General features: G+C 32.9%; 24 protein-coding genes. 13 read left to right on the top strand and 11 right to left on the bottom strand.

What is annotated here, in order from left to right:
* Window positions 1–194 precede the first annotated feature (194 nt).
* Window positions 195–596 (bottom strand): glyoxalase, encoded by a 402-nt coding sequence (locus FQU23_RS05485; RefSeq protein ID WP_147672977.1) that lies wholly within the window; start codon window positions 594–596, stop codon window positions 195–197.
* A gap of 69 nt (window positions 597–665) precedes the next feature.
* On the opposite strand from FQU23_RS05485, the gene FQU23_RS05480 reads away from it, so the two are divergent.
* A complete protein-coding gene (locus FQU23_RS05480) occupies window positions 666–1,049 on the top strand; it encodes an acyl-CoA thioesterase (RefSeq protein ID WP_132109655.1) in 384 nt (127 codons plus the stop codon).
* Window positions 1,050–1,133: 84 nt separating this feature from the next.
* On the opposite strand, the gene FQU23_RS05475 is transcribed toward FQU23_RS05480, so the two are convergent.
* Together FQU23_RS05475 and FQU23_RS05470 are read right to left on the bottom strand one after the other, a co-directional pair.
* Window positions 1,134–2,393 (bottom strand): mechanosensitive ion channel family protein, encoded by a 1,260-nt coding sequence (locus tag FQU23_RS05475; RefSeq protein ID WP_147672976.1) that lies wholly within the window; start codon window positions 2,391–2,393, stop codon window positions 1,134–1,136.
* Window positions 2,386–2,670: a DUF3817 domain-containing protein gene (locus FQU23_RS05470; RefSeq protein ID WP_147672975.1), complete on the bottom strand. Its 285-nt coding sequence runs from the start codon at window positions 2,668–2,670 to the stop codon at window positions 2,386–2,388. The genes FQU23_RS05475 and FQU23_RS05470 overlap by 8 nt, the downstream gene beginning before the upstream one ends.
* Window positions 2,671–2,772: 102 nt before the next feature.
* Here FQU23_RS05470 and FQU23_RS05465 point away from each other — a divergent pair, with 102 nt between their 5' ends.
* From FQU23_RS05465 to FQU23_RS05450, 4 genes are all read left to right on the top strand, one after another.
* Entirely contained in the window at window positions 2,773–3,303 is a 531-nt protein-coding gene (locus FQU23_RS05465) for a DUF6155 family protein (protein ID WP_147672974.1), read from the top strand.
* A gap of 108 nt (window positions 3,304–3,411) precedes the next feature.
* A complete protein-coding gene (locus FQU23_RS05460; protein ID WP_147672973.1) occupies window positions 3,412–4,956 on the top strand; it encodes a DEAD/DEAH box helicase in 1,545 nt (514 codons plus the stop codon).
* Window positions 4,957–5,089: 133 nt separating this feature from the next.
* Complete coding sequence (locus tag FQU23_RS05455; protein ID WP_147672972.1) at window positions 5,090–6,427, top strand: DEAD/DEAH box helicase; 1,338 nt, start codon at window positions 5,090–5,092, stop codon at window positions 6,425–6,427.
* 194 nt (window positions 6,428–6,621) lie between these two features.
* Entirely contained in the window at window positions 6,622–7,332 is a 711-nt protein-coding gene (locus tag FQU23_RS05450; protein ID WP_147672971.1) for a hypothetical protein, read from the top strand.
* Between the two features lie 98 nt (window positions 7,333–7,430).
* On the opposite strand, the gene FQU23_RS05445 is transcribed toward FQU23_RS05450, so the two are convergent.
* The gene (locus tag FQU23_RS05445; protein WP_147672970.1) at window positions 7,431–8,438 is read right to left on the bottom strand and encodes an IS110 family transposase; all 1,008 of its coding nucleotides are present in this window, start codon (window positions 8,436–8,438) and stop codon (window positions 7,431–7,433) included.
* 269 nt (window positions 8,439–8,707) lie between these two features.
* Between FQU23_RS05445 and FQU23_RS05440 the strand changes: the two genes are divergently transcribed.
* The 4 genes from FQU23_RS05440 (at window position 8,708) to FQU23_RS05425 (ending at window position 12,561) form a co-directional block, all read left to right on the top strand.
* Window positions 8,708–9,262 (top strand): REP-associated tyrosine transposase, encoded by a 555-nt coding sequence (locus tag FQU23_RS05440; protein WP_147672969.1) that lies wholly within the window; start codon window positions 8,708–8,710, stop codon window positions 9,260–9,262.
* Window positions 9,263–9,407: 145 nt separating this feature from the next.
* On the top strand, window positions 9,408–9,980 hold the full coding sequence (locus FQU23_RS05435; protein ID WP_147672968.1) for a hypothetical protein: 573 nt from the start codon (window positions 9,408–9,410) through the stop codon (window positions 9,978–9,980).
* A 206-nt stretch (window positions 9,981–10,186) separates the two neighbouring features.
* Window positions 10,187–10,798, top strand: coding sequence for a hypothetical protein (locus FQU23_RS05430; protein ID WP_147672967.1), 612 nt, complete (start codon window positions 10,187–10,189; stop codon window positions 10,796–10,798).
* A gap of 476 nt (window positions 10,799–11,274) precedes the next feature.
* Window positions 11,275–12,561 carry an NAD(P)/FAD-dependent oxidoreductase gene (locus FQU23_RS05425; protein WP_147672966.1) on the top strand — a complete coding sequence of 429 codons (1,287 nt, stop codon included), beginning with the start codon at window positions 11,275–11,277 and terminating at the stop codon, window positions 12,559–12,561.
* Window positions 12,562–12,851: 290 nt separating this feature from the next.
* Here the strand turns inward: FQU23_RS05425 and FQU23_RS05420 are convergent, their stop codons facing one another.
* Window positions 12,852–14,063 (bottom strand): multidrug effflux MFS transporter, encoded by a 1,212-nt coding sequence (locus tag FQU23_RS05420; protein WP_147672965.1) that lies wholly within the window; start codon window positions 14,061–14,063, stop codon window positions 12,852–12,854.
* 522 nt (window positions 14,064–14,585) lie between these two features.
* Here FQU23_RS05420 and FQU23_RS05415 point away from each other — a divergent pair.
* Window positions 14,586–15,656, top strand: coding sequence for a type I restriction endonuclease (locus tag FQU23_RS05415; protein ID WP_147672964.1), 1,071 nt, complete (start codon window positions 14,586–14,588; stop codon window positions 15,654–15,656).
* Window positions 15,657–15,775: 119 nt separating this feature from the next.
* On the opposite strand, the gene FQU23_RS05410 is transcribed toward FQU23_RS05415, so the two are convergent.
* Window positions 15,776–16,495, bottom strand: a complete 720-nt coding sequence (locus tag FQU23_RS05410; protein ID WP_147672963.1) for a sulfite exporter TauE/SafE family protein — start codon at window positions 16,493–16,495, stop codon at window positions 15,776–15,778.
* Window positions 16,496–16,599: 104 nt separating this feature from the next.
* Between FQU23_RS05410 and FQU23_RS05405 the strand changes: the two genes are divergently transcribed.
* Entirely contained in the window at window positions 16,600–17,028 is a 429-nt protein-coding gene (locus FQU23_RS05405) for an Lrp/AsnC family transcriptional regulator (protein WP_147672962.1), read from the top strand.
* A 200-nt stretch (window positions 17,029–17,228) separates the two neighbouring features.
* Here FQU23_RS05405 and FQU23_RS05400 read toward each other — a convergent pair whose 3' ends face one another.
* Window positions 17,229–17,660: a peptidylprolyl isomerase gene (locus FQU23_RS05400; RefSeq protein ID WP_147672961.1), complete on the bottom strand. Its 432-nt coding sequence runs from the start codon at window positions 17,658–17,660 to the stop codon at window positions 17,229–17,231.
* 382 nt (window positions 17,661–18,042) lie between these two features.
* On the opposite strand from FQU23_RS05400, the gene FQU23_RS05395 reads away from it, so the two are divergent.
* Entirely contained in the window at window positions 18,043–19,410 is a 1,368-nt protein-coding gene (locus tag FQU23_RS05395; RefSeq protein WP_147672960.1) for an NAD-dependent succinate-semialdehyde dehydrogenase, read from the top strand.
* A gap of 67 nt (window positions 19,411–19,477) precedes the next feature.
* Window positions 19,478–19,918 (top strand): TlpA family protein disulfide reductase, encoded by a 441-nt coding sequence (locus tag FQU23_RS05390; RefSeq protein WP_147672959.1) that lies wholly within the window; start codon window positions 19,478–19,480, stop codon window positions 19,916–19,918.
* A 636-nt stretch (window positions 19,919–20,554) separates the two neighbouring features.
* Here FQU23_RS05390 and FQU23_RS05385 read toward each other — a convergent pair.
* The 4 genes from FQU23_RS05385 to FQU23_RS05370 all read right to left on the bottom strand — a co-directional run bounded on the left by FQU23_RS05385 (window position 20,555) and on the right by FQU23_RS05370 (window position 25,480).
* A complete protein-coding gene (locus FQU23_RS05385) occupies window positions 20,555–21,070 on the bottom strand; it encodes a DinB family protein (RefSeq protein WP_147672958.1) in 516 nt (171 codons plus the stop codon).
* A 12-nt stretch (window positions 21,071–21,082) separates the two neighbouring features.
* On the bottom strand, window positions 21,083–23,668 hold the full coding sequence (locus FQU23_RS05380) for a phosphoenolpyruvate carboxylase (protein WP_147672957.1): 2,586 nt from the start codon (window positions 23,666–23,668) through the stop codon (window positions 21,083–21,085).
* 99 nt (window positions 23,669–23,767) lie between these two features.
* Complete coding sequence (locus tag FQU23_RS05375; RefSeq protein WP_132109674.1) at window positions 23,768–24,247, bottom strand: Lrp/AsnC family transcriptional regulator; 480 nt, start codon at window positions 24,245–24,247, stop codon at window positions 23,768–23,770.
* 78 nt (window positions 24,248–24,325) lie between these two features.
* The gene (locus FQU23_RS05370) at window positions 24,326–25,480 is read right to left on the bottom strand and encodes a M14 metallopeptidase family protein (RefSeq protein ID WP_147672956.1); all 1,155 of its coding nucleotides are present in this window, start codon (window positions 25,478–25,480) and stop codon (window positions 24,326–24,328) included.
* Between the last annotated feature and the right edge of the window lie 312 nt (window positions 25,481–25,792).

Here is a 25,792-nt window from a genome sequence, read left to right as displayed (position 1 = left end):
ATAGAAGTAAAAAGCTATACAATTCGTGTTTTTACATTAAAAATAGTATGAATACTTAAATTATTAGATATTCCTATTATTTTTATTCGAATGCTTGAGTTTATTGAGAATATCAAAATATAAACGCGCATGCTCGCTGTCTGTTGAGAAAAAACCAATCCGAATTTAAATCTATAGCTTAAATTTCATTTTTACTAAAGTGTTTCGACTTCAAACAGTTGTACCTGGCTTTTTAACCTTTCGATCAACATATTCATCATTCTTTTATTGAGGTTTGATGAATTATTGATATAAAACACATATTCCTCAGCTGTGAAAAGTCCTATAACCATTCCCTTTAAAGCATTTCTATATTTAATGTCTTTTTGAATGGCGTTTTCGATGGAAGCCAACTTCTTTTCCGTCGTTTGTGAATAAAAATCACTCTTGTACTTAGCAGAATAATTTTTGAAACTGGCAACAAATAAATCATTTTGTAGCTTTAGTATGGGGCGAAGAACTTCATTTTGGAACATTTCTTCAGTAGAGGAATGCGAACTAATACTTCCTATTGTTGCTCCTCTAAATTCTTTTAAAAAATTATCTCTCTTATCCATTTTTTTTTCTTTAAAAATAGAACAAAAGAAACGGAGATAGGTTAATTTAGCATTATAAAAAATAAAAAGATGCGATTTCACACCAGAAAATGGATAAAACCAGAAGACTTAAATCCAAATGGAACTTTATTCGGCGGGCAATTATTAGCTTGGATCGATGAAGAATTAGCTTTATATTCAATAGTTCAGCTAGAGAATCAAAGAGTGGTCACTAAACACATGTCGGAAATTAATTTTACTAGTTCAGCAAAACAAGGAGATATTATCGAAATTGGTATTGATGTAGTAAAGTTTGGAAACACTTCACTAACCTTAAAATGTGAGGTTCGAAATATGATGACGCGCGAAACGATTATTTCTATAGCGAGTACTACTATGGTAAACTTGGGAGCGGACGGTAAGCCGAAAGCGCACGGTAAAACAGAAATTGAATTTGTAAGAAATCGATTGTAACGATTTTCGATAAACATAGAAAAGGGAATGAAGATTAAAGTCTACAGTCCCTTTTTTGTGGTTATATCAAATCTGAATTTTTACTTATTGTTGAAGAAACTCATTGCTTGAAGGCATTTCATAAAGCTCCAGACCAAAATATGGAACTGATGCAATAATATGATCAAATATATCCGACATGATATATTCATAATTTTGCCATTGCTTGTCGCTTGTAAAAGCATAAACTTCTAATGGAACACCTTGCGCGGTGGGTTGCATTTGGCGACATAGAAGTAACAAATCTTTGTTTATGGCCGGATGTTTGTTTAGATACTGGGTAATATATTTTCTAAACAAACCTACATTCGTAAGATTTCGACCATTAATAGCTAGTGATTTATCGATAGCATTATCCATATTGAATTTATCAACTTCAGCCATTCGTGTGTCAATGTAATCACTGATAAGCGATATATCCTTTAGTTTTATAAGTTCTTCATTAGTCAAAAAATGAATACTGCTGGTTTTTATCAAGACATGCCTTTTGATACGTCGCCCATCTGAGTTAAGCATACCGCGCCAGTTTTGAAAAGAATCAGAACTTAAGCTATACGTTGGAATAGTAGTAGTCGTATTATCAAAATTTCGCACTTTTACAGTAGTCAAATTGATTTCGATAACATTTCCGTCAGCGCCAAATTTACTCATCGTAATCCAGTCGCCTATTCGAATCATATCATTAACAGACACCTGAACGCTGGCTACAAAACCTAGAATAATATCTCTAAATATTAAGATGATAATTGCTGATACGGCTCCAAAAGTGGTCAAGAGTTCCGTATGACCTATTTCGAATAATCTCGAGATGATAATTGTAATTCCCACAATCCATAGCACAATCATGATAACCTGAATGAAACTGTCAATGGGTTTATCGCTGTATCGCGGTTTTAGTTTTAGATAATCGCGTAACGCATTAAAGATCGTACGAATGATCCATAACACTAAAATAACAATATAGATTCCCACTAACTTCCCAAAAACGCCTTCCCAATATTCATAACGTTCTAAAATTACCGGAACTGATTTATAAATGAAAAGCAAGGGAATTAAGTGGGCTATGTATTTCGCAGTTTTATTCGAAACTAATAAATCATCGAAATTCGTTTTGGTCTTTTGTGCTATAAAAATCATTATAGTAACTAGAACAAGTCGGAATACAATATAGATAGTATATGCCAAAATGCACATCAACGCTATATTAAGAATCAGACTTATATAAGATGCAACGCTGTAACCCATTCCCCATTTACGGAATATAGGATAAAAAAACGTGAATGTTTTTTCTATGAATTTAAGCATTTACGCAATATTTCTTTTCGATATAAAATGTACCAAATGGAATTAGAGATGCTAATTGGATAATAGAAAAAGTCTTAAAATCCCAATTTTGTGGTTTTTTTAGTAAAATAGCCATCAAAACATAACCTATAAAAAGTACCCCGTGACTCATTCCTATGGGATATAATAGAGTTTTGTATAATTCTAAATTTGTAGGTTTGATAAAAAGCATATTCGAAAATAAAGCCAAATATGAAATTCCTTCTAGGATCGCTATAATCTTAAAAAACTTGAGCATGTAATTTTTTTTTGTTAATTAGTGACAAAATTAAGTAATATGATTGATTTTATAGGCATCCAATCTTAAACTCTTTTACTTTTGTAATCTGAAACTTTTAAAATGAGTAAACGAGATTTAAAAAAATACCTGTACCAACTTACGAAAGACCAACTTGAAGAGCAAATTATTGAATTGTATGAGAAATTTAGTCCCGTAAAAGTGTATTATAATTTTGTTTTTAATCCAAAGGAAGACACGCTACTGCAGGAATGCAAGCTTAAGATTTCAAATGAATACTTCCCGATTCAGACTGCTGCCAAGAAACGCAAAAAACCAAAAATGCGTCGGTCCGTGGCCCAGAAATACATCAAGCATTTTATTACTTTGGGCGTAGACCCATTTGTAATTGCTGATGTAATGTTATATAATATCGAAATTGCGCAGACCTTCTCCTCAGAGAATATCATAAAACAAGAGCTATTTTATAAGAGTATGTTCAACTCCTTTGAGCAGGCTGTGGTTTTTATGATTGCAAATGGAATTCTCAATGAATTTAAAAGCAGAATTGAATCTATTCATAAGGAAACGATTACACAAAGGTGGAAAAACGAGCCTGAATTTAACGCAATCATCGAGAGATTCGAGTATTAGCCGATGCCTCATAACAGAAATTTCTTCACTCTATCCCTATATTTTAAATTAAATATAACAGAATAACTGTTTTTTAGACGTATTTTTGCAAAAACCCAACAAAATACAATGTTTGAAAATACTATAGAAATAGAAAAGGAAGACAGAAAAGAACTCTATGGATACCAAAAAGGAGATATTGATTCCATTTTTGAAAGGATAGACAATGCGCCAAAGCAACATCACCTATTATATCAGCTGCCTACTGGTGGTGGTAAAACCGTTGTGTTTTCTGAAATCGTTCGTCGTTATTTATCAAAAAGCGACAAAAAAGTAGTTGTTTTAACACACCGAATTGAGTTGTGTAAGCAAACTTCTAAGATGTTAAAAGGTTTTGGTGTAAAAAACAAAATTATTAACAGCAAGGTAAAAGACCTTCCAGACCAAAACGAATATTCTTGTTTTGTGGCGATGGTTGAAACTCTAAAAAACCGTATCAATGACGAAAAGCTACATTTAGATAATGTAGGACTAGTCATCATTGATGAGGCGCATTACAACTCTTTTAGAAAATTATTGAGTTCGTTTACAAATGCGTTTATTCTTGGAGTTACGGCAACGCCTTTGAGTTCAAATATAAAATTGCCAATGCACGAAAGCTACAATGAATTAATTGTAGGAGACACCATCAGTTCATTAATTGATAATGGTTTCTTGGCTAAAGCAATTACATACAGTTATGATGTAGGTCTTACTTCTTTAAAAGTGGGAATCAACGGTGATTACACCGTAAAATCATCAGATGATTTGTATACAAATATGGCCATGCAAGAGAAATTATTGCATGCTTATACTGAAAAATCATTGGGTAAAAAGACCCTGATTTTCAATAACGGAATTAACACTTCCTTATATGTTTATGAAACATTTAGAGAAGCAGGTTACCCAATACGCCATCTTGACAATACGAGTAGCACTGAGGAACGTAAAGATATTTTACAGTGGTTCAAGAAAACACCAGATGCGATTTTAACTTCGGTGGGGATTCTTACCACTGGTTTTGATGAGCCTACCGTAGAAACTATCATTCTAAATAGAGCCACAAAATCGTTGACTTTATACTATCAAATGATTGGTCGTGGATCTAGAAAATTGCCTAACAAGGATATGTTTACAGTAATCGATTTAGGAAATAACGCTGCCCGTTTTGGTTTGTGGAGTGAGCCGGTAAACTGGCAACATATCTTTAAATCACCCGAGTTTTATCTAGAAAATCTACGAGATGATACCGAGATAGAATTGTATTTCAAATATTCTATGCCGCCAGATTTACGTGCTAAGTTTAGTAAAACTGCCGATGTAACTTTTGATGTCGATGAAGAGCACAAACTTATCATTGCCCAAAACCTGCGTTCCAAAGTAGTTTTAGACAAATCGCTAGAGCAACATTCGTCAATGTGTGTGGATAATACGGAAACATTGCAGGAAGCAAAATCACTGTCACGCGAACTGGATGAAGATATTGAATGCCGTATTAAACGCTATTCTAAATGCCTGAGTCAGTGTAGTAAAAACTACCGCGAATGGCTGGTTGACGACTATAAATTGAAAATGACATTAATGATTGGGAAGAAGTATCGTGAGAAAATCATGAACGAACCTGATGATGAATAATATAAGGAGCTTTTTCCTGCTGTACACTGTATCTGTTGTGGTGAACACCACCACAACAGGATGCCGTTTCCATCAGGGCTAGGAATCCAGCATACAAAACAACTATTTTTTATAAAATAATAAATCCAAAAAAATGCCAAAACAATTCTCTGATTTAGGGATTTCAGCACCAATTCTAAAAGCAATTTCCGAATTGAAAATTGTTGAACCCACAGAAATTCAGCTTAAAGCGATTCCGCTACTTTTAGCAAACACCACTGATCTAGTTGGACTTGCAAAAACAGGTACTGGGAAAACTGCTGCTTTTGGATTGCCTCTTTTACAATTAATAGATACCACTTCACCTACGGTGCAAGCGCTTATTCTGGTTCCTACAAGAGAGTTAGGACATCAGATTTTTAGAAACTTAGAAGATTTTGCAAAATACCTTCCCGAAGTTTCTATTGCAGCAACTTGCGGTGGAATCCCAATAAAACCACAAATCGAACGCCTAGCTTCAGCTACACACATTGTGGTAGCCACACCAGGTCGTTTGATTGACTTAATTCAGCGCAAAGCGATCAATTTGAAGGAAACAAAATTTCTTGTCTTAGATGAAGCTGATGAAATGGTGACAATCCTGAAAGAAAGCCTGGATGAAATTATAGCCGAATTACCTAAAGAACACAAAACATTATTGTTCTCAGCTACTATGCCGGGAACCATAAAACAGTTGATCCAGAATTACCTGAATAAAAATGTAGTTCAGGTAAGCGCCAGTATGGAAACAGTAGGAAATCAAGGAATCGATCACGAGTTTATTGTGGTAGATCCTATTGAAAAACTAGATGTTTTAATGCATTTCCTGAATTCTAAAGAAGGAGAACGCGGAATCATATTTTGCAAAACCAAAGCAGCGGTTAATAAACTAGCTAAAAACTTGGCGATCAATCGTTTTTCTTCGGGAGCCTTGCACGGAAGTTTGTCACAAGGAATTAGAGATAGAATCATGGAGCAATTTCGTGAAGGTCATATCAATATCTTGGTAGCGACAGATTTAGCTGCCAGAGGAATTGACGTAAAGGAAATTTCGTATGTAGTTAATTATCATTTGCCAGATGTTTATGAAGCTTACGTACACCGTAGCGGAAGAACAGCCAGAGCGGGAGCAAAGGGACTTTCGTTAACGGTACTACAAGAAGAAGAGGTAAAAGAAATCGCCGACTTTGAAAAAGAACTAGGAATTAAATTCACTGAATTTAAAAAACCAAGCGCGCTAAGTATCGAAGAGAACAATACACTTTTATGGGCCAAACAAATATTCAAAACCAAACCCAACCACGAAGTTGATGCGGAATTGAAAACAAAAATAAAAACCGTTTTTCATCACCTGACGAAAGAGGAATTGATCGAAAAACTATTGGCTAATTATTTGTTACAAAACAAAAACGAGCCAGTAGAAAAACCGGTAAAAAGACAAAAAATGAAATAGTACTTTTTCTGTTATATATATGAAAAACCATTGCAATGCTTGAAGAAAGTAGTGTAATGGTTTTTTTGTTTTAAGGCTGTTTCTGTAATCAACAGGAAAAAATGCAAGAAAAAGATTAACTATTTATTAAAAATGAAACAAAAAGATGTATATATTTGATGTTATATAGTAGTTATAAGCTATTTTACCTCCAGATGAAAATAAAAGGTCTAACAATAATATTTTTTTTATCTCTAACAATCACTGTTTGGATAAACTTTGTCAATTATAAGTTTTCTACAATACCTTTTTTTTCAGGTAAAGAAGATAAATTGGAAGGAATGATTGATGGATTTTGCTTGTCTTATATCGCAGGTTACTTTTTTTATTTTATAAATGTATATTTAGTAGAAAGAACAGAAAAAAAATCAATTTTACCATATATATCATTTAAAATCAATTTAGTTTTAGGTCGCAATAATCATTTTATCCAAGTTTTAAAAAAGGATATTAAATCAAACAAAAATTATCCAAGTAAAGAAGAATTTGCAATACTCCTTGAAAAGAAAAATTTGGATGATTTGAAAATATTTAATTTTGAAAAATATAACTTTCTTGAGTATCTAAAATACAATCGAAATTCAACATTAAAGAATATTAATAAAATACTAAAATCAGGAAAATATGTTGATGCAGAATTGAAAGAGATATTATTTAGCTTAAAAGAGTCGTTATTTTTAAAAAAAAATTATGCTTTTAATTCTCTAGATTTTGATTTGTCAAAAATGAAAACTTATAATATTGTACTCTATAAATATTCTGAAGATATAAAAGCGTTACAAAATTATTTTAACAGAAACTTAAAGAAATATTATTATTTAAACTATCCGAAACATTACCGAGAGAAAATAAAAAACAGCTTATAATAAGTAAAACTTCATGCGGTCCGCAAGACCAGATCGCTCGGATATAACTCCACAACGATAGCGCATTCTATGATAAAAAACAAATTAAAAATAAAGAATTAACAGGCAAATTTATATGTATTTACGTAAGGAGTTTGTCTGTTAATTACAGAGAAAACTCGACAAATAATTTTGCACTTTACATTGTTTAAAACCAGCATTGCATTCTTACCTTCACCTTTTTTTCTCTCATAATATTCTTTGAGTTGCGGATCATGTTTTACGGCCACTAAAGCACACATTTGTAATATTGATTTCATCTTTTTATCTGCCATATGATTCACTTTGGTTCTGCCTTTAATACTCGAACCCGAACTATATTCAAAAGGTGCTGTACCAGCGTAACAAGAAAATTTTCTAGCATTGTCAAAAGCCGTGAATCCTCTTGTAACAATTAGCATATAAATTGCAGTTTTGTCCCCAACACCAGGAACACTTTTAATCAAATCAAATTGCTTTTTTAATTCAATTTGATTTGAGATTATTACTATCATTTCTTTCTCAATCGTTTTTAATGCAACTTTTAGAAACTTCACTGTTTTATTATTTATTCCAACAATCGATTTGTAAACTTGTTTTGGCATAAAATCAATATTTTCTTTTGTAGCCTCAAAAAGCTTGAAGGATTTCATCACTTTTTCTCTTTCAGTATAAAGTAATTTTAGTTGTTGAATCGCTGTTTCTGGTAAATTTGAAAGTTTAAGTTTATCAATATTTCGAATACTGTACAAAGCAATATCTTTTGCGTCTGCTTTATCATTTTTACCTCTTGAAATACCTTTAGAACGTTTAATTTTTATGGCAGGAACAACCCAATAATCAAGTTTTTCTTCAGACAAATGACTACTTAACGGAAAAGTATAAACTCCTGTATTCTCACAGCAAAACAAAACAGTTGACAAGTCTATTTTTTGTTTTATTAAACTTTTTAAAATTCCCTTAACACCTTTTAAATTGTTTTCTACAATGAAATGATGTATCAAATTAGGGGTTTCTTTTTGTAAAACAACCACATCTAATTTTGATTTTGAAATGTCAATACCAACATAAAATAAATAGTTTTTCATAACTTTGAATTTAGGATAAACAAAAATGTTGAACTTCTTTAGAGCCTTTATTAGACCTCGATGTCTATCATTCTATTTGAAGCAATTCAACGGGATTCAAGGAGAAGACAGAGGACTAATGCGCGATATAAGGCATACTTAGCGGAATTGATAGTTCACCTCTGTTTTCCTTTGAATAAATTTAGTGTTTTTTATCAAATACAAAGTAAAGGCGGAATTGCATTCCGTGCCCTCAAACAAAAGCAACCAAAAGTAAAAAACCAACTACAATGTCTACCAAATATAAAGCTACTAGCACAGAAGAAGCTTATTTTATCACTATAACAACAGTGGGCTGGATAGATGTTTTCACTAGGTTAAATCAAAAATATATTCTTATAAACGCACTACAACATTGTCAGCAAAATAAAGGTTTAGAGATTTATGCTTATTGTATTATGAGTAGTCATATTCACTTGTTATGTAAAGCAACAAATGGTTTTATATTATCAGATGTGATGCGTGATTTTAAAAAATTTACTTCAAAGAAAATAATTCAGACTATAATTGAAGAACCAGAGAGTAGAAGAGAATGGATGTTAGAATATTTTCAAAAAGCATGTGTAAATCTAAAGCGAGAACAAGAATATAAAGTTTGGCGAGATGGGTATCATGCAGAAATTGTTGAAACGAATTGGTTTATAAAGCAAAAGATAAATTATATCCACAATAATCCTGTCAAAGAAAAAATCGTTACTTTGCCTGAAGATTATTATTTTAGTTCAGCTAGAAATTATTCTAGTTTCGAAAATGATTTGGACGTTATTATATTAGATTTATTTTAGTTGCCTACTGCAGCGGGCACGGATTACAAATCCGCGCTATCGAGTTTTGAAGTTGTTAAATTAGATCCCGCTTGTGCCCACAAACAAAAAAAAATCACTAGAAAATATCAAAATAACGAAAACTCATTCTATTTAAAAATAAACTATGGACAAAACAAAAACCTTCTGTCTTTTAGGATTACTCTTTTTTGTAAGCAGTTACGTTTTCTTTTCTCAAGGGGAATTGAATGCGCAAAAACATATTGATTTAGCACATTGGTTTAACTTGACAGGTGCTGTATTACTGTTTTCTTTTAATTTTGTATTTCCTAAAAATAAGCTTAACTCCGTTGCCTCGGTTTTGACAGCTTTAGGAGTTATAGCTCATATAGGGCTTTGTACCATTGACATTATCATGTGGAGTTTTGGAGACGATCAAAAAAGCAGTGACAAACTACGTGAACATATTAGCAATACACCTCTAATTTTATACCCTTTTGTCATAATAGGGCCATCATTGCTCTTTCTCGGTTTAGCGGCTCATGCTTTAAATTTTATTAAAACAAATCCAATACCTTCGCTTATGGTAGTAATTGGAGGTCCATTTGTTGGAATTTCTTATTTTATTTGGAATAATGGAATGCTAATGTTGTTAAGCTGCCTCGTATTTACTTTTGGGTTAGGGCTCCTTTTATATAGAAAAGAAGTAAAGGTAGTAGTTCCAAAAGCGATGATTTAAATAGAATGCACCAAGCTACATAGATCTAGTAGCGACGATCTCGAATATTTTATTTAAATATTTTTTATTGTATGAAAATTCATATTAATGTTCGTTAAATGTGCTGTTAGTCGATAATAATTCCAATAACTAGTATTATGGCTCGTTACATTATCTAACAAAAACTAGTTTCTATATCTAGTTTCGAATTCAAAGGATTTTTAGTCATGAAGCACATTACAATTACGGCAATTGCCCTATTTCTTTTTACAACAAACATTTTTAGTCAAACCACAAACAAAATTGTCAATTTAGCTACCGTAGAAGGTCAGTTTCAGAATCTTATTGATAAATCAAATAGTTTTCAGGATTACAAAGTTATTAAGAAAACTTCATTACTGAAATTACAATCGAATGTACTTGATTCTCTTAAGGTTTCAAAAAATAAAGTGTTAGCTAATGTAAACTTTCTTAATTCCCAAAAACAAGTTATAGACGATTTACAAGCCAGATCAACTGCTTCGCAAGCTGTTCTAGCCAATTTAAGGTCTGAAAAAGATAGTATTTCACTTTTGGGTATTCCATTAGAAAAAACACTTTTTAAAACATTGTTTTTCTTTATTGTTATTGGTTTAATCGCTACACTTGTGTTTTTCATTTTTAAATTCAAGCAAAGTAACCTCATAACTATCGAAAGTAGGCTAGCTTTACAACAGTCTGAAAAAGAATTTGAAATCTATAAAGAAAAGGCTTTGGAACGGGAACAGAAAGCAATGCGTAGATTGCAAGATGAATTGAATAAAAAGAAAAAAGAATCTTCTGCAGTTTTAGCTAGATAATAAAAAGCAAAGTTTGAAAACCTGAAGTTTTCATTAAACAAGAATTTAAAAATAGTATAAGGGGGGGGGGGGGTGAAAACGTATCAACAGCTCTTTCTTTATCCCATTAAATAAGGAATTTAATTGTAGAAAAAGTTTGCGGAAATAGAATGTTATTCGGTTTTTAATTCCATATAAAGCATTGATTATCAAATATAATTTATTTATTAGCTAATTACTAGCTTTGGCTATATAGCAAAAAATAGTATTAGTATTGCAATTTTAAGGGTTATCCAATCGATTATTAATTATACCAATAAAGATTTTACCTTGGCCGAAAAGACAAATTTTCGATTAGTTATATTTTGGTTGTACAATAGATAAAGTGAAATAACTAATCCTGCTATAGTTTTTTACTATTTCGTATCTTTAAAATCCCTCATAATTATTGTATATTTAGGGGGAATTTTCACATTAAAAAACCTAATTAAGAGCATATGAATATTGTAATAATAGGAGGCGGATTTGCGGGATTAAATCTAGCTAAAGAACTTTTGAACCAGAAAGATATTCAGGTTACCCTTGTTGACAAAAACAACTATAATTTCTTTCCACCATTAATATACCAAGTAGCTACTGCTTTCTTGGAACCCTCGAGTATTAGTTATCCTTTTCGAAAATTTTTTGCAGGGAAAAAAAACCTACAGTTTCGTCTTGGCGAACTAAAGAAAGTCATTCCTGCTGAAAATAAAATTATTCTAAACAATGGCGAATTAAGTTTTGACTACCTAGTATTTGCAACCGGTGCTGAAACGAGCTATTTCGGAATGGAAAACGTGCAGAAAAACGCGATCCCGATGAAAACGCTCAATGATGCGATCGAGATGCGTAACACCATTCTTAAAAATTTAGAAAAAGCTGCGATTTGCAAAGACATTAGAAAACGCCGCAAACTCCTTACCATAGTTGTAGCCGGCGGCGGACCAACAGGCGTGGAGGTTTCTGGTATGTTTGCCGAAATGAAAAAGAATATTTTCCAGAAAGAATACCCTGAACTGGGAACTGCAGCGAGTAATATTTATTTAATCGATGGCGGACCAGCATTGCTAGCGCCTATGAGTAAAGAATCGCAGGAAGATACCCATACAGCACTGACAAAATTAGGAGTAGTAATACAATTGAACACTCAGGTAACTGATTATGTTAACGATACCGTTTTTCTTTCTAATGGCGAAACTATTCAAACAAAGAACTTGATATGGGCTGCTGGAGTTTCGGCTAAAATATTTGATGGAATTCCCGCTGAAAGTTATGGTCGAGGAAGAAGAATGGCAACCGATGCATTCAATAAAGTAAACGGAACCGAAAATATATACGCTATTGGAGACACTTGCATCCAACTCACTGATATAGATTTCCCCGGCGGACATCCACAAGTAGCGCAAGTTGCTATTCAGCAAGGATTAAATCTAGCCGAAAATTTCAAATTAATAGGGAAAAACAAGCCTTTTATTCCATTTAAGTACAATGATAAAGGTTCAATGGCGATTATAGGAAAAAATAAGGCAGTAGTAGATTTACCAAGTCCTAAAATGCATTTCAAAGGCTTTTTTGCTTGGGCGATTTGGTTGTTTATTCACCTAATCTCGTTAATTACGTATCGCAACCGAATTAAAACATTCTTCAACTGGATGATTGCTTATTTTGCCAAAGATCAATCTCTTCGAATGATTATTCGACCAGATAGCTCTAAAAAGATAGGTAATAACGAACCTGTTTGCTAAAACGATAAGTTTTTAACAACTCACAAAGAATAAAATTTAAACCATATAGAAATATGCCTCTACGCGGTTATAAAACAAAGTAATATCAAGGTACTGGTTTTAATTTTTAACTTATATGACTTATATGTTTATAAAAAACGAACCATATAAGTCATATAAGTTTCTAGTAGAATTAATTCCCGAAACCCCTCTGTTTTCTATTTAATAGCGAAGCTTCTTTCTGGTAAAAAAAGACTAATTCTCCTAAACTTTTAACTTATATGTTAAAAACACGCAAACCATAAAACACCTTAATCTTGAGCAACAATATTCCTCTTCCCAACAGTCAAAACCAGCAAAGCCGTAATAGAACTCACCGCCATGATCGCCACCATAGGAACCATAGAATCAGTTAAAAAGATTCCTACCGCAAAAGAAGCCACAGCGCCCAACCCTAATTGAACCGCACCCATTAATGCAGATGCACTACCAGCATTTCGCTTAAATGGTGCCAAAGTCAAGGCAGCCGTATTCGGATTTGCAATCCCTAAACACACTAAGAACATAAACAGCATTCCAATCGTTTCATACAATCCCAGTAAATCACTCATCGCAAGAGCTAAAAAACTGATACTAATAACAGATTGCGTTATTAAGGCACCAAAAATCATTTGCTCACTACTGAATTTTCTCAGCAATAAAGAATTCAATTGACTGCCACCAATAAAACTCAGTGACATAAAAGCGAAAATCCAACCATACGTTTTGGCATCGACCTTAAAAATATCCATAAATAGAATAGGGGAGGCCGCAACATAAGTGAACAATCCCGAGAAAGCGATCGCTCCCGTAAAAGCGTAAGTATAAAACTGAGGTTCTCTAATAACACTCCAGAAATTTAGAATAATCGGTTTTGGTTTCAACGAAATCGTAGTGTCCGGTTCGTAGGTGTGCGGTAAACCAAAATGAGCTGCCAGCAGAACTAAAATCCCGATAACCATTAAAATTAAAAATACAACGTGCCATCCAAAAGCATCGGTAACATAACCACCAACAGTTGGCGCCAACATTGGTGAAAGACCTACGACTAACATCAACATAGAGAGCACTTTGGGAATCTCTTTCACTTCAAATAAATCCCGAACCATAGAAATAGAAGCCACCGTGGCAGCACAACTTCCTATGGCTTGTATGAATCGTAGACCTATAAACGTATCAATATCAGTCACAAATGCACAACCTAAAGAGGCCAAAATATACACCATCAACCCAATAAACAAAGGAGTTTTTCTACCATAACGGTCTAATAGCGGGCCGTACAGTAATTGCCCTGCCGAAATCCCAATGAAATAACTCGATAAAGTCATGGCAACCTTAGCCACGGTAGTATTCAAATCAGTGGCAATTCCCGAGAAGCCCGGTAAATACATATCAATTGAAAACGGCCCCAATGCGGTAAGCGATCCTAAAATTAGGATGAGCTGTAAATATCTTTTTTTGGATTTATGTGTAGTAGTACTCAAAATAACTTTTTTAATTTTTTTGCAAAGGTAAAAATTTAAAATGCCAAAAGACCTACCATCTTACAATATAAAACACACCCTTTCATTTTATTTTCTTTCAGGAACTATTCTCGCTATTTGTTTCAAGCTTTATGGCTTTAGCCCTTTTTCTAAGTCATGGCCGGCGCTTCTTTTGGTCGCACTGTCACGACTAGAAAATAGTGGTTTTACCTCATAAAGGCTTTTTCACTACTATCAAGGCTAGGGAATAATACAAATTATACCCGTTTACGGTTTCCCGTAACCTAATTGTATAGTAAGAAGTTATATTTGAAAAGCTATCCGAGCATCTCATTTTATAAGAATAATCTCAAAAAAAAGTATACATTTGATAATTAAGGTAAATACTATTAAATAGCGCCTATCCAGTTAAAAGTAGTTGTGTCGGTATCTATTAGATGATTATATTATACAAGTTAGCTATAACCGTAACGTAGAATCGCAGTAGAATATTAATTAACATAATATTAAAAAACAATACCTATGGAAGATTTGAAATTAAAATTGCAGCAATTACACCAAAGAGTTGACTCTTTAAAAGACCAAATTAATACAGAGGAAGCGACAAAGAATGCTTTTGTTATGCCTTTTATTCAAATTCTTGGTTATGATATTTTTAATCCGACAGAAGTAATTCCCGAATTTGTTTGCGACATAGGTACAAAGAAAGGAGAAAAAATTGACTATGTAATTAAAAGAGATGGAGTACCAATTTTAATCATCGAATGTAAAAATTGGAAAGAAAATGTAGATGCTCATAATTCTCAATTACATCGATATTATCACGTTTCAAAATCACGTTTTGGTGTTCTAACTAATGGACATATCTATAACTTTTATGCCGATCTAGAGAAACCAAATATAATGGATGAAAAACCATTTTTTACTTTAGATATTTCGAACTTGAAAGAGACTAGTTTAAAAATTTTAGAGAATTTTTCTAAAAACGGATATAATCTTGAAGAAATTTTAGATTCTGCCGAAGGCCTTAAGTATATAAAAGCGATTAGAAACGAATTTGAAAAGGAATTACAAGAACCTTCAGACGAAATTGTTCGACTTTTAGTAAATAGATTTTTTAATAAACCATTGACTGCTACAAGGTTAATTGCCTTCAAAGAATACACAAAAAAAGCATTTTCAAATTCAATAAATGATTCAATAAACTTCCGATTAAATAATGCTTTAAATATTACTGAATCTGTTCCTTCAAAAACGGTTGAACAAACTACAACAATTGATGAAAATGTTGAAGCTCCAAAGTTCATTACTACGCAAGATGAAATTGAAGGTTCTCAAATAGTCAAAGCTATTTTAAGAGAAATTTTACCAGCGACAAGAATAGCATTTAGAGATACCCAGTCCTATTTTGGAGTATTATTAGATGATAATAATCGCAAACCTATTTGTCGTTTACATTTTAATTCAGGAAATAAATACATCGAACTATTCAATAACGGAAAGGACAATGGGGAGAAAAAACCAATATCATCTTTAGACGAAATTTACGATTATAAAGCTGAATTATTAGGAGCAATTAAGACATACGAATAAAAAGCAGGGCTACAGACTATCTCAAAGCACCAAAAACATTCCCTATCAACCACAAAAAACCGAATTAAATCTATTACTATAATTCGGTTTTTTGTTTTCAAAGTAAATAAAATTAGCTACTAACTACCTATTAATAAAGCGATTCCTGAGATAAATAGCAATCCTAGAATGATTTTTTTCAGCACTACTTCATCTAGTTTAAGATAGACTTTTTTGCCTAAAAATAAGGCCAAAATGAAAAAGGGTAAAACGTATAGTGAATTGTACAACTGGCTTACCGTCAAAAATCCACCTAGAGCCAAAACGGGAATTCGCATTACCGTTACTAATCCCAAAGAGGCAAACATAGTCGCTCTAAAAGTCTTAACATCGGAAGTTTCATTTTTAACGATCATCACATACAAAGGACCGCCAGTGGCAAAAAGCCCAGAGAAAAAACCTCCCATGAAACCAAATACATGTTTCATTTTGGTCATTAATTGCAGTTCTTTCCTAACTTTTAGGCTATTCAAAACAAAAAGAATAATAAATAGACCAAGCGCTTTTTTTAGAAACAAGGGCTTTCCATAAGTCAAAACAACGATCCCAACAATAATTCCCACGAAAGAAGATAAAGCTAAATTTTTGACCAGTTTTTTATCAATATGCGCCCATTCTTTATAAACATAAATAGGAGTAGAGATCAAGTAAAAAATAGAAATATAACCCACCGCCTCAGATAAAGGCATTACAAAAAGTAAAAAGGGTAGTGCAATTAAAGCGCCTGCAAAACCAATTATCGTTTGAATAAAAAAACCGGTAAATATCCCAATGGTAAGTACTAAAATCGTTGTGTCCATAGCACAAAAGTAGTCTTAGAATTAGGAACCTTAAAATTTTTTCCATCGATAAAAACGTATTTATCCGCAATAAAATGGTATTTTTATGCTTTAAAACTTTTTTAATGGTAGATACGATAGATTTAAAGATAATTGCGCAATTAGAGGGCAACGCGAGAGCTTCTTATGTAGAAATTGGCAAGCAAATAGGGCTTTCGCCATCATCGGTTCGCGAGCGAATCCAGAAACTGGAAGACAGCGAAATCATCACGGGCTATAAATTAGCCTTAAACAATCAAAAGCTGGGTTATGGTTTAGAGGTTTTTATTATGTTTAAGTTGTTTAGCGGAAAGTTAAAAACTTTTTGCAATGAGCTAAATGCATTTCCAGAGATTTCTCAGATAAACAGAATCACAGGAACCCATAATATATTTATGAAAGTGGTTCTTGTAGATCAATTGCATTTACAAAAATTCATTGACCGTCTATTAGTTTATGGTGAACCCACAACGCACTTAATTTTATCGGACTTGAAAAATTCAAATACAATTTAGCTTCTACAAACTTTCACACTGCAAATTTAGAAATAATTATAATTTGCTATTTTCGGTTAATAATTTGGTTTAGTGGCAACTTTAGTCACAGGATATGTTCCCAGAAAACCATTGGAGTGGAGCTTTATGAAAATATTCTATGAAAAAAGCCTGACAGAAAAACAATTCTTGTCAGGCTCTAATAAAACTATTACTTCTAATTATACTGTAATTTCAACTACTTCAAGATCAAAAATTAGTTCTTTTCCAGCTAAAGGATGATTTCCGTCTAAAATAACAGACTCTTCTTTAACTTCAACAACTAATAAGTTTATTTCTTGACCTTCTGGCGTGCGAGAAACCAATCCCATACCTACTTCTGGATCCATTTCTTGAGGCAATTCGCTTTTGGGTACTTCGATAAGTAAATCTTCACGAGGATCTCCATAAGCTTCATCTGCTGGAATGGTTATCGTTTTTTTCTCGTTTAATTTCATATCGATCAGCCCTTTTTCAAAGCCAGGAATCAAACTTCCTTGTCCTAAAGTGAACGCTAATGGCTCTTTTCCTTCAGAAGAATCAAATACTTGTCCGTTTGCTAGTTTTCCTGTGTAATGTACTTTAACCGTGTTGTTCTCTTTAACTTGAGTCATAAAATTCTTTTTTAAATTTTTAAAAATACGTTTTGTGCAACTTTTAAAACCTGCACTCTTAAATTTAAACTTTTTATCTCTAGGCGCCAAAATCATTCCAAAGTAGCAATAAATGAAACAAATTTAGAAAAAAGACCAAATCTGTATCCAATATTTCTGAAACCTAGGAATAACGCAGTGATTTATGAAAAACGCTAACTATAAAAAAGCTAATAAGATTCTATTTTATGCCTTAATACTACTGACAGCGTTGTCAGGTACACAATTCGAAATCATATAATTATGCAACTAATAATAGGAATGTTGATCTACTTTTGACTAGCTTTTTAGTACTTTTATACTTTCGAATACATAAAATAGTACTATTTTAAAGATAAAATCCATGGCCACTTCTAAAAGTATAAATCCCGCAACAGGAGAAACAATTAAGGAATACGACCGAATTACGACTAATGAAGCCTTAGAAAAAATAGCTGCTTCTAAAAAGGAGTTTCACCAATGGAAACAAAAAACTTTTGAGGAACGCGGGAATTTAATGTACGCATTAGCTGATGTTCTTGATGAAAACAAAGAGGAATATGCCCAACTCGCAACTCGGGAAATAGGTAAAATGATAGCGCAGGCCCGCAAAGAAATTGAAAAATGTGCTTGGGTATGTAGGTATTATGCAGAGCACGCAGCCAAATTACTAGCTGACGAAACCGTAAAAACCGAGGCGACAAAGAGTTATGTAACCTTTCAGCCTATTGGAGTAATACTTGCAGTAATGCCTTGGAACTTTCCTTTTTATCAGGCGATTAGGTTTGCCGCTCCTTCATTAATGGCGGGAAATACGGGTGTTTTAAAACACGCTTCTAATGTACAAGGTTGCGCCTTGGCAATTGAAGAGGCATTCCTAAAAGCCGGATTTCCAAAAGGCGTTTTTACAAATTTGAATATAGATTCTAAAGAAGTAAAAAAACTTATCGAAGATAAAAATATCGCCGCCATTACACTCACTGGAAGTGATGCAGCCGGTCGTTCTATTGCGGCAATTGCTGGCCAGAACTTAAAGAAAACGGTGATGGAACTAGGAGGTAGCGATGCCTATATTATTTTGGAGGACGTTGATTTAGAAAAAGCAACTGATTTAGCCACTTTGGGTCGATTGCAAAACAACGGCCAAACCTGTATTGCAGCAAAGCGATTTATTGTCCTGGATGCTATCTATGATGACTTCGTAGCCTTATTCACTAAAAAAATGAAAGCCGCCAAAATGGGAGAACCAACAAATGAGGATATCTATTTCGGACCAATGGCAAGAATAGATTTAAGAGATGAATTGCACGAACAAGTAACAAAAACAATCAAGCAAGGCGGACGATTAGTGCTGGGAGGAACAATTCCCCAAGGAAAAGGCGCTTATTATCCAGCAACAATACTCGCCGACTTAAAACCGGGGATGGAAGCTTTTGATAATGAATTATTTGGACCTGCAGCCTCAGTGATACGCGCTAAAGACGATGCTCATGCCGTTGAATTAGTTAATAATTCTCAATTTGGTTTGGGTTCAGGAGTATTCACTAGAAATAATGAACGGGGAGAAAAACTAGCGTTACAGTTGGAAGCGGGAAGTAGCTTTGTCAATAAATTAGTAGTTTCTGATCCAAGATTACCTTTTGGGGGAATCAAGAACAGTGGCTATGGAAGAGAACTCGCTGCTTATGGAATTCGGGAATTTGTGAATACAAAAACGATTTGGATTGATTAGAAATCCTTAATAGCTAAAGAAACTATGCAATTTTAGTGCGAACTGATAATAATCAAAATTTAGATAAATGAAGAAAGAAAATGCAGCTGTTGATTCTGTTTTGGTTCAGGATTTTAACGGCAAACAAATTGATTTACTAGAAAAATACCAGGGAAAAGCTATTTTGGCGATCATTTATAACAATCAATGTTTGGGATGTACTGGACGTGCAATTCCTTTGGCATACGAATTACAGAAAGAAAATAAAGGAATTCAGGTTGTTGGTATTCATACTAGCTTTAACAATACAGAAACTACTGAGGCTGATATTATAAGTATTTTTACAATTGACGAACTTCCGTTTCCAATTTACTTGGATTACGGCCATTCAGTATACGATCAATTTGATTCTGCGGGAACACCGCAATGGGTTTTAATTACAAAGGAAGGAATTTTATCGCGTTCCATATTTGGTTCTCAAGAAAACGCTCAGAATCGTTTGATGTATGCTTTGGAGGAATTAGTTTAGAAATTTCGCAAAATATACTTGAACTAAAGGTATCACAATTAGTGATTTTTGATGGTTTTCATTAATATTTACTTCAAATTGGAATACATTATAATTGAACTATAATTTATATTATGTAAAATAGGATTATTCAGAAATATTCTAGCTCCACTACTTTAGTTATTAAACGAGCCATGCTATCAAATGTGTAGCTCTAATAAATTATGAGGATATTGAATTTGTACTATTATAAAATAGTTATAGAATAAGTATTTTGCTAGTTACTATTTATTATTATTGCAGATCAAAAAAAATAATTTGCGAATTTGCGGTCGTTATCTGTAATTCAACTTCACTAATAATAAGAAATAATTAGTGAAATTCGTGGCGGTTTTTTTTTTTTTAGATTCTACACTAGAAACACTAGAAAAACACCGTTTTATCCTTGTATAGCTATAGCTGACAGACTATTTACTAAAAAATAATTGGTGAAAATTCGTAAAACTTGTATCTCTTTTTTTAATTCATCTAAGACATCATCAAATATTAGTGCAATTAGTGTCTGTTTTTTAAAAATTCATTTAAGGCATCAGTAAATTACGCGATGCCTTAAATAAATCCATTGAATTAAAAATTATAATTTTTGGTTTCAATACTTTATAAATACCTTTCCTGGAAAACTTTTTGATGGTGTTTTTGATGTCCAATGACAATAAAACCAATCGCACGCACCGATACGGAACAATTTGATGCAACTCCTACTCTAGTTAATTGCTCTTCTGAAAAGCTTTTAAAAAGAGCTAAAGTAGATTGTCTCACCACCGCTAATTCTGTCAATAAAACTTGCAAACCTCTTTCATTGGCATTTGTATTTTCAACATATTCATTTTCGTCAAAACCCGGTAATGGCGTTTTATCATTTCTAGAAATTCGCAAAGCGCGGTAACTAAAAACGCGCTCTGTATCGATAAGATGCTGAATGATCTCCTTTATAGTCCATTTTCCTTCCGCATAACGGTAGTCAAACTTATCCATAGGAATGTTCTGCACAAATTTTATAAATTCATGCAGACAAATTTCTAACTCTTCAATTAAGTTAACATCGTCCAATGCTTCGATATATGGCGCATAATACGGGGCATATTCAGTATTGGGTAATTGACTTGATTTCATATTTTTTATTGTTTATGCCGAGTTTCTACTTGCGTTTGTGTTTCCAAAAAGAGAACGCATTACAATTTTTTCATAGACTTTTATTAAACTCTCATCTGGAACACTTTCTTTGTTAAGTTCGTTGATTCTCAATAAAGCATATTGTTGTATTGTCAACAAAGGCAATACTATACGTTCTCTTATTTGAATCGACGCTTTACCATCAGGATAGTTTTCCATAAGCTCTGTATGACCGGCTATTTTCAGTAATAACCTTTTCGATTCTAAAAATTCATCATAAATAATTTGCCAAAATTCTCCAAATTCAGGATCCTTCTTCATGTAAGCCGTTAGCGGAAAAAATGACTTCGCAATTGACATCATACTATTCTCTAATAGTGTTTTGAAAAACAGCGAATTGTCATATAAATCTTGAACCTTGTCCCACTGACCGGATTCTTCAAAATGCTTCAGCGCTGTACCTACTCCATAAAATCCGGGAACATTTTGCTTCAGTTGACTCCAAGAACCTACAAACGGAATTGCACGTAAATCTTTGAAATCCAATTGCTCCGACTTGCTTCTTTTAGAAGGGCGACTTCCTATATTTGTTTTAGCATAATATTTCAAAGTACTCATCTGCTCTAAATATGGAATAAACTTAGGGTGATTTTTGAAACTTAAGTATTTTTCATATCCTAAATTTGCTAATTGCCCCATTACATCTTTCTCTTCGACAGAGAGTTCATTCTTATTTTTACTAAATACCTGATTTGTAACTCCAGCGCTCAATAAATTTTCTAAATTGTAACGACAGCTATCTAAAGTTCCAAAATTTGAACTTATCGTTTGTCCTTGTACTGTAATTTGAATTTCTTTGTTTTCGATATTTGGACCTAAAGAAGCATAAAATTTATGTGTTTTTCCACCACCACGAGCCGGTGGTCCACCACGACCGTCAAAGAATATAACTTTTATACCATATTGTCTCGAAATCGCTGTAAGCGCTTCTTTGGCTTTATAGATACTCCAGTTCGCCATTAAATAACCGCCATCTTTTGTACCATCAGAGAAACCAAGCATAATTGTTTGCTCCATTTTTCTGTTTTTCAAGTGGTTTGCATACATTGAGTTTGTGTACAATTGCTCCATAATATTGTGGGCATTCAGCAAATCTTCAACTGATTCAAACAAGGGCACAACATCAACAGTAGGCTCTTCCCAGTCTGTCAAACGGATCATCGCAAAAGTTTCCATTACATTTAGCGCACTTTCATTGTTACTTATAATATAACGATTAGCACCAAATTCGCCATTTTTCTCCTGAATAATTTTTATCGCTTGAATGGACTCGATAGTTGATTTTGTTATTTCATCGTCAAAATCATTCGAATCAATATTTCCTTTGACATTCGATAAAACTTCAAATTTTTGAGCTTCGGTTAAATCAAAGTAGTTTTTAGGAAAAACAGCGGAGTCTGAATTTACAAAGTGCTTGTGAATATCTTTGAAAACAGCGTCATGAATACGACTATTTTGACGGATATCTAAAGTAGCAAAATGAAAACCAAATAGATTCACTTTTATGATAAGCGCTTCCAATTGATCCAAATAAAGAGACTGATGTTGTTCTATAACGATTCGCTTAATCTTGTTCAATTGAACTTTAAATTCTTCTAAAGTGAGATAAATTTCACCTTTCGAATAGAAAACAGAACGATAAAGTTTATGTTCAAGTTCAGCTACTAAAACATCAACACCTGAGAATGTTAACTTTCTTTTTAAACTTCTAATTTCGATGTAATAACACTTTAAAATAGATGTTCGCAAACGCTCTGCCACATTCAGTGTAATATCAGTAGTTACAAAAGGATTCCCATCACGATCTCCACCAGGCCAGAATCCTAGTTTTATCAAAGGATTTTGAACTGACTCGCCTTGAAATACATTTTTTTGCAGGTAATGAACCATATCGCCTGATGTGCTGTAAAAAACATTTTCAAGAAACCAGATCAAGCTAACTGCTTCATCAAAAGGATTTGGTTTTTCACTTTTTATGAAAGGAGTTTTCCCTAATTGAGCTAAGAGTTCTTTTATATTCAATAAATTATTTTCGCGTATTGCCTCAGTTAGATCATTTATAATCCCTAAAACAGAACCTGGGTAAAACTGGGTAGGATGCGCTGTTAAAACAGTTCTAACATTAAAGCTTTCGAGAAAATCAATCAATTCCTCTTTCTTTCCTTTAGCATCTGCTTTTTCTTTAATATCTCTGAGCGATCCTCTACCTTCCATGTTATTAACAATAGGAAAAGCAGCGTCTTCAACAGCATCAAACAATACGATTTGGCGCTCGATGTACTGGATAAAACGAAACATAAAATCAATCTTATCTGCCTCTTCTGTACTATTCGAATATTTACTAGTAAAATAATCTACAATTTCTTTCGGAGTCTGTGATTTTTTGAAACCACTCTCGCAAACATCAGTAAATAAAGGAAGTAAAGCACCTGTATTATCTATGGAGTCAAATGGCAAAGTGATAAATACGCTGTTGTAAATATTGTATTTAGACAGGACGTTTTGATTAAAACGTTCAATTTTTGGCAGTGTATACATAATTTTGTTATAGTTGGTTTGTTATAGTGGAAAATAGTTATAAAAAAATAACCCCAAGAACTAACTTGAGGTTATATAAAAATATAGCATTCAAGTGAATTACATGTTTTTGAAAATAGTATGCATCAAGCGTTTCTTGTCATTGATGCTTTCTTCTAATGAAATCATAGTTTCAGTTCTATAAACTCCTTCAATATCATCAATCATAAAAATAACATCCTTTGCATGTTTAGTGTCTTTAGCTCTAATTTTACAAAAAATATTAAATTTTCCCGTAGTTACAGAAGCTACAGTCACGAAAGGAATTTCGTTAATACGTTGTAAAACGAATTTAGTTTGAGAGGTATTATTAAGAAATACTCCAACATAAGCAATGAAAGAATAACCCAATTTATCGTAATCAAGAACTAATGACGAACCCATTATGATTCCTGCATCTTCCATTTTTTTAACCCTAACGTGCACGGTTCCTGCAGAAATTAATAACTTTTTTGCAATATCCGTAAACGGAACTCTTGTGTTATCAATTAACATATCTAATATCTGATGATCTACTTCATCTAAACGGAACTTACTCATATCTCTTAAATTAATATTTATACTTGACTAATACAAAGTTTAAAAATATACTAAAAAACGATAAATTGATGTAAAATATTATTTATTTATCAATCCATTAACAAATTTAATGCTATTTTCTAAATAAAAATCGGCTTTTTGATTTAATTTCGGAAAGTTACTGTCATTATCTTTATATGCTGCTTCTTTTGCATCGTACTCAAAATGACCATAATACCCGTCTAAATCTCCAATCTCTACAAAATAAGCATTAAAAACCAATTCGTCTTCTATTAACTCCTCCTTGTATTGTGCAGCAAAATTCGTAATTTTTTCTATACCATCATAATTTAATTTGACATTTTTATATAAAAAATCATAAAAAACGACTTTATTTTGAGGAATATTCAAGTATTTGTTAATTCCGTTGTCAACTATATCGTTTTCGCTAAGTATAGTAAAACTCGAAAGTAAGGCCATAAAAATATATTTCCTGGTTTTTTCCCTCTGATAATCTTCATGATAATGACCGGCCTCAAACAACAAAGTAGGTACTCCAAGCGCCTGAAAAGTATCACCAATACAATTTAGATTAAAAGAATCATCAAATCGCCCTACTTGACCTGGAATATACTTTTGCAAAACTTCATTAATACCGGCAATAAGATGAATGGCTTTTAATCGGGATTCATTTATTTCTCGTTCCTCATTATAAGAAGGTGCTAAAAAAGAGACTGTAGCTGGTTTTCCACTACTCCCAACTCCGAAAATAGTACGCTGATCGTGTAAATTAAAACAATAATGTGGTTCGAAGGATCGGAACACTTCTTGTAACACCAGGCTTTCCGGCTGCGTTAAGTCTTGTGAATCCCTGTTTAAATCTATTTCATTAGCATTTACGCGGGTATACGTTTTGGCTCCATCTGGATTAAGCATTGGGATACAACAAAATGTAAATGCTTCTAATAATTCGCTTGCAAGGGATGAACCATTATGCAACACATTGATAAAGTCAAACAGCGCCTTTGTAGTTGTACTTTCATTTCCATGCATTTGCGACCAAAGTAATATTTTGGTTTTCCCACACCCAATGTGGTACTTATAAATTGGTTTTTTAAGTACTGATTCCCCAACAATCGAAAGTTGATTGTTGGTGTTTAATTTATTTAATAAAGGCTCAATTGATTCTAAAGTAAGATACCTACCTTCAATAGACTGCTCCTTATTATCATTGAATATTTGTTCTAAATCCATAGTGTATTGTTTGATTTACAAAAGTAAACATCTTTATTTTTACAATTGTAAACGATTTAAAAAGGTTAATTTTTAGAATTGTAAACAGTTTATAGGCACTATCGCCTATAGCGCTAGTCTGATGAATTGACAAATGTCACCTCTATTATATTCCATTAACAAAGTATTAATTGTCAGTTAATTGAATACTATTATAGAATGTATTACTTTTATTAAAATAATGGTTTAAGTACAATTTACAGATGTAATTTTGCTATTGTCAGCTGTTTATGTTACATTTGTAAATAAACTAATACTAACGCACTATTTACA

This window comes from Flavobacterium sp. XN-5 (genome assembly GCF_008033395.2).
GTDB classification, from domain to species: Bacteria; Bacteroidota; Bacteroidia; order Flavobacteriales; family Flavobacteriaceae; genus Flavobacterium; species Flavobacterium hiemivividum.
The sequence above is the reverse complement of the archived record's forward strand: the minus strand, read 5'-3'. Positions and strand labels throughout refer to the sequence as shown.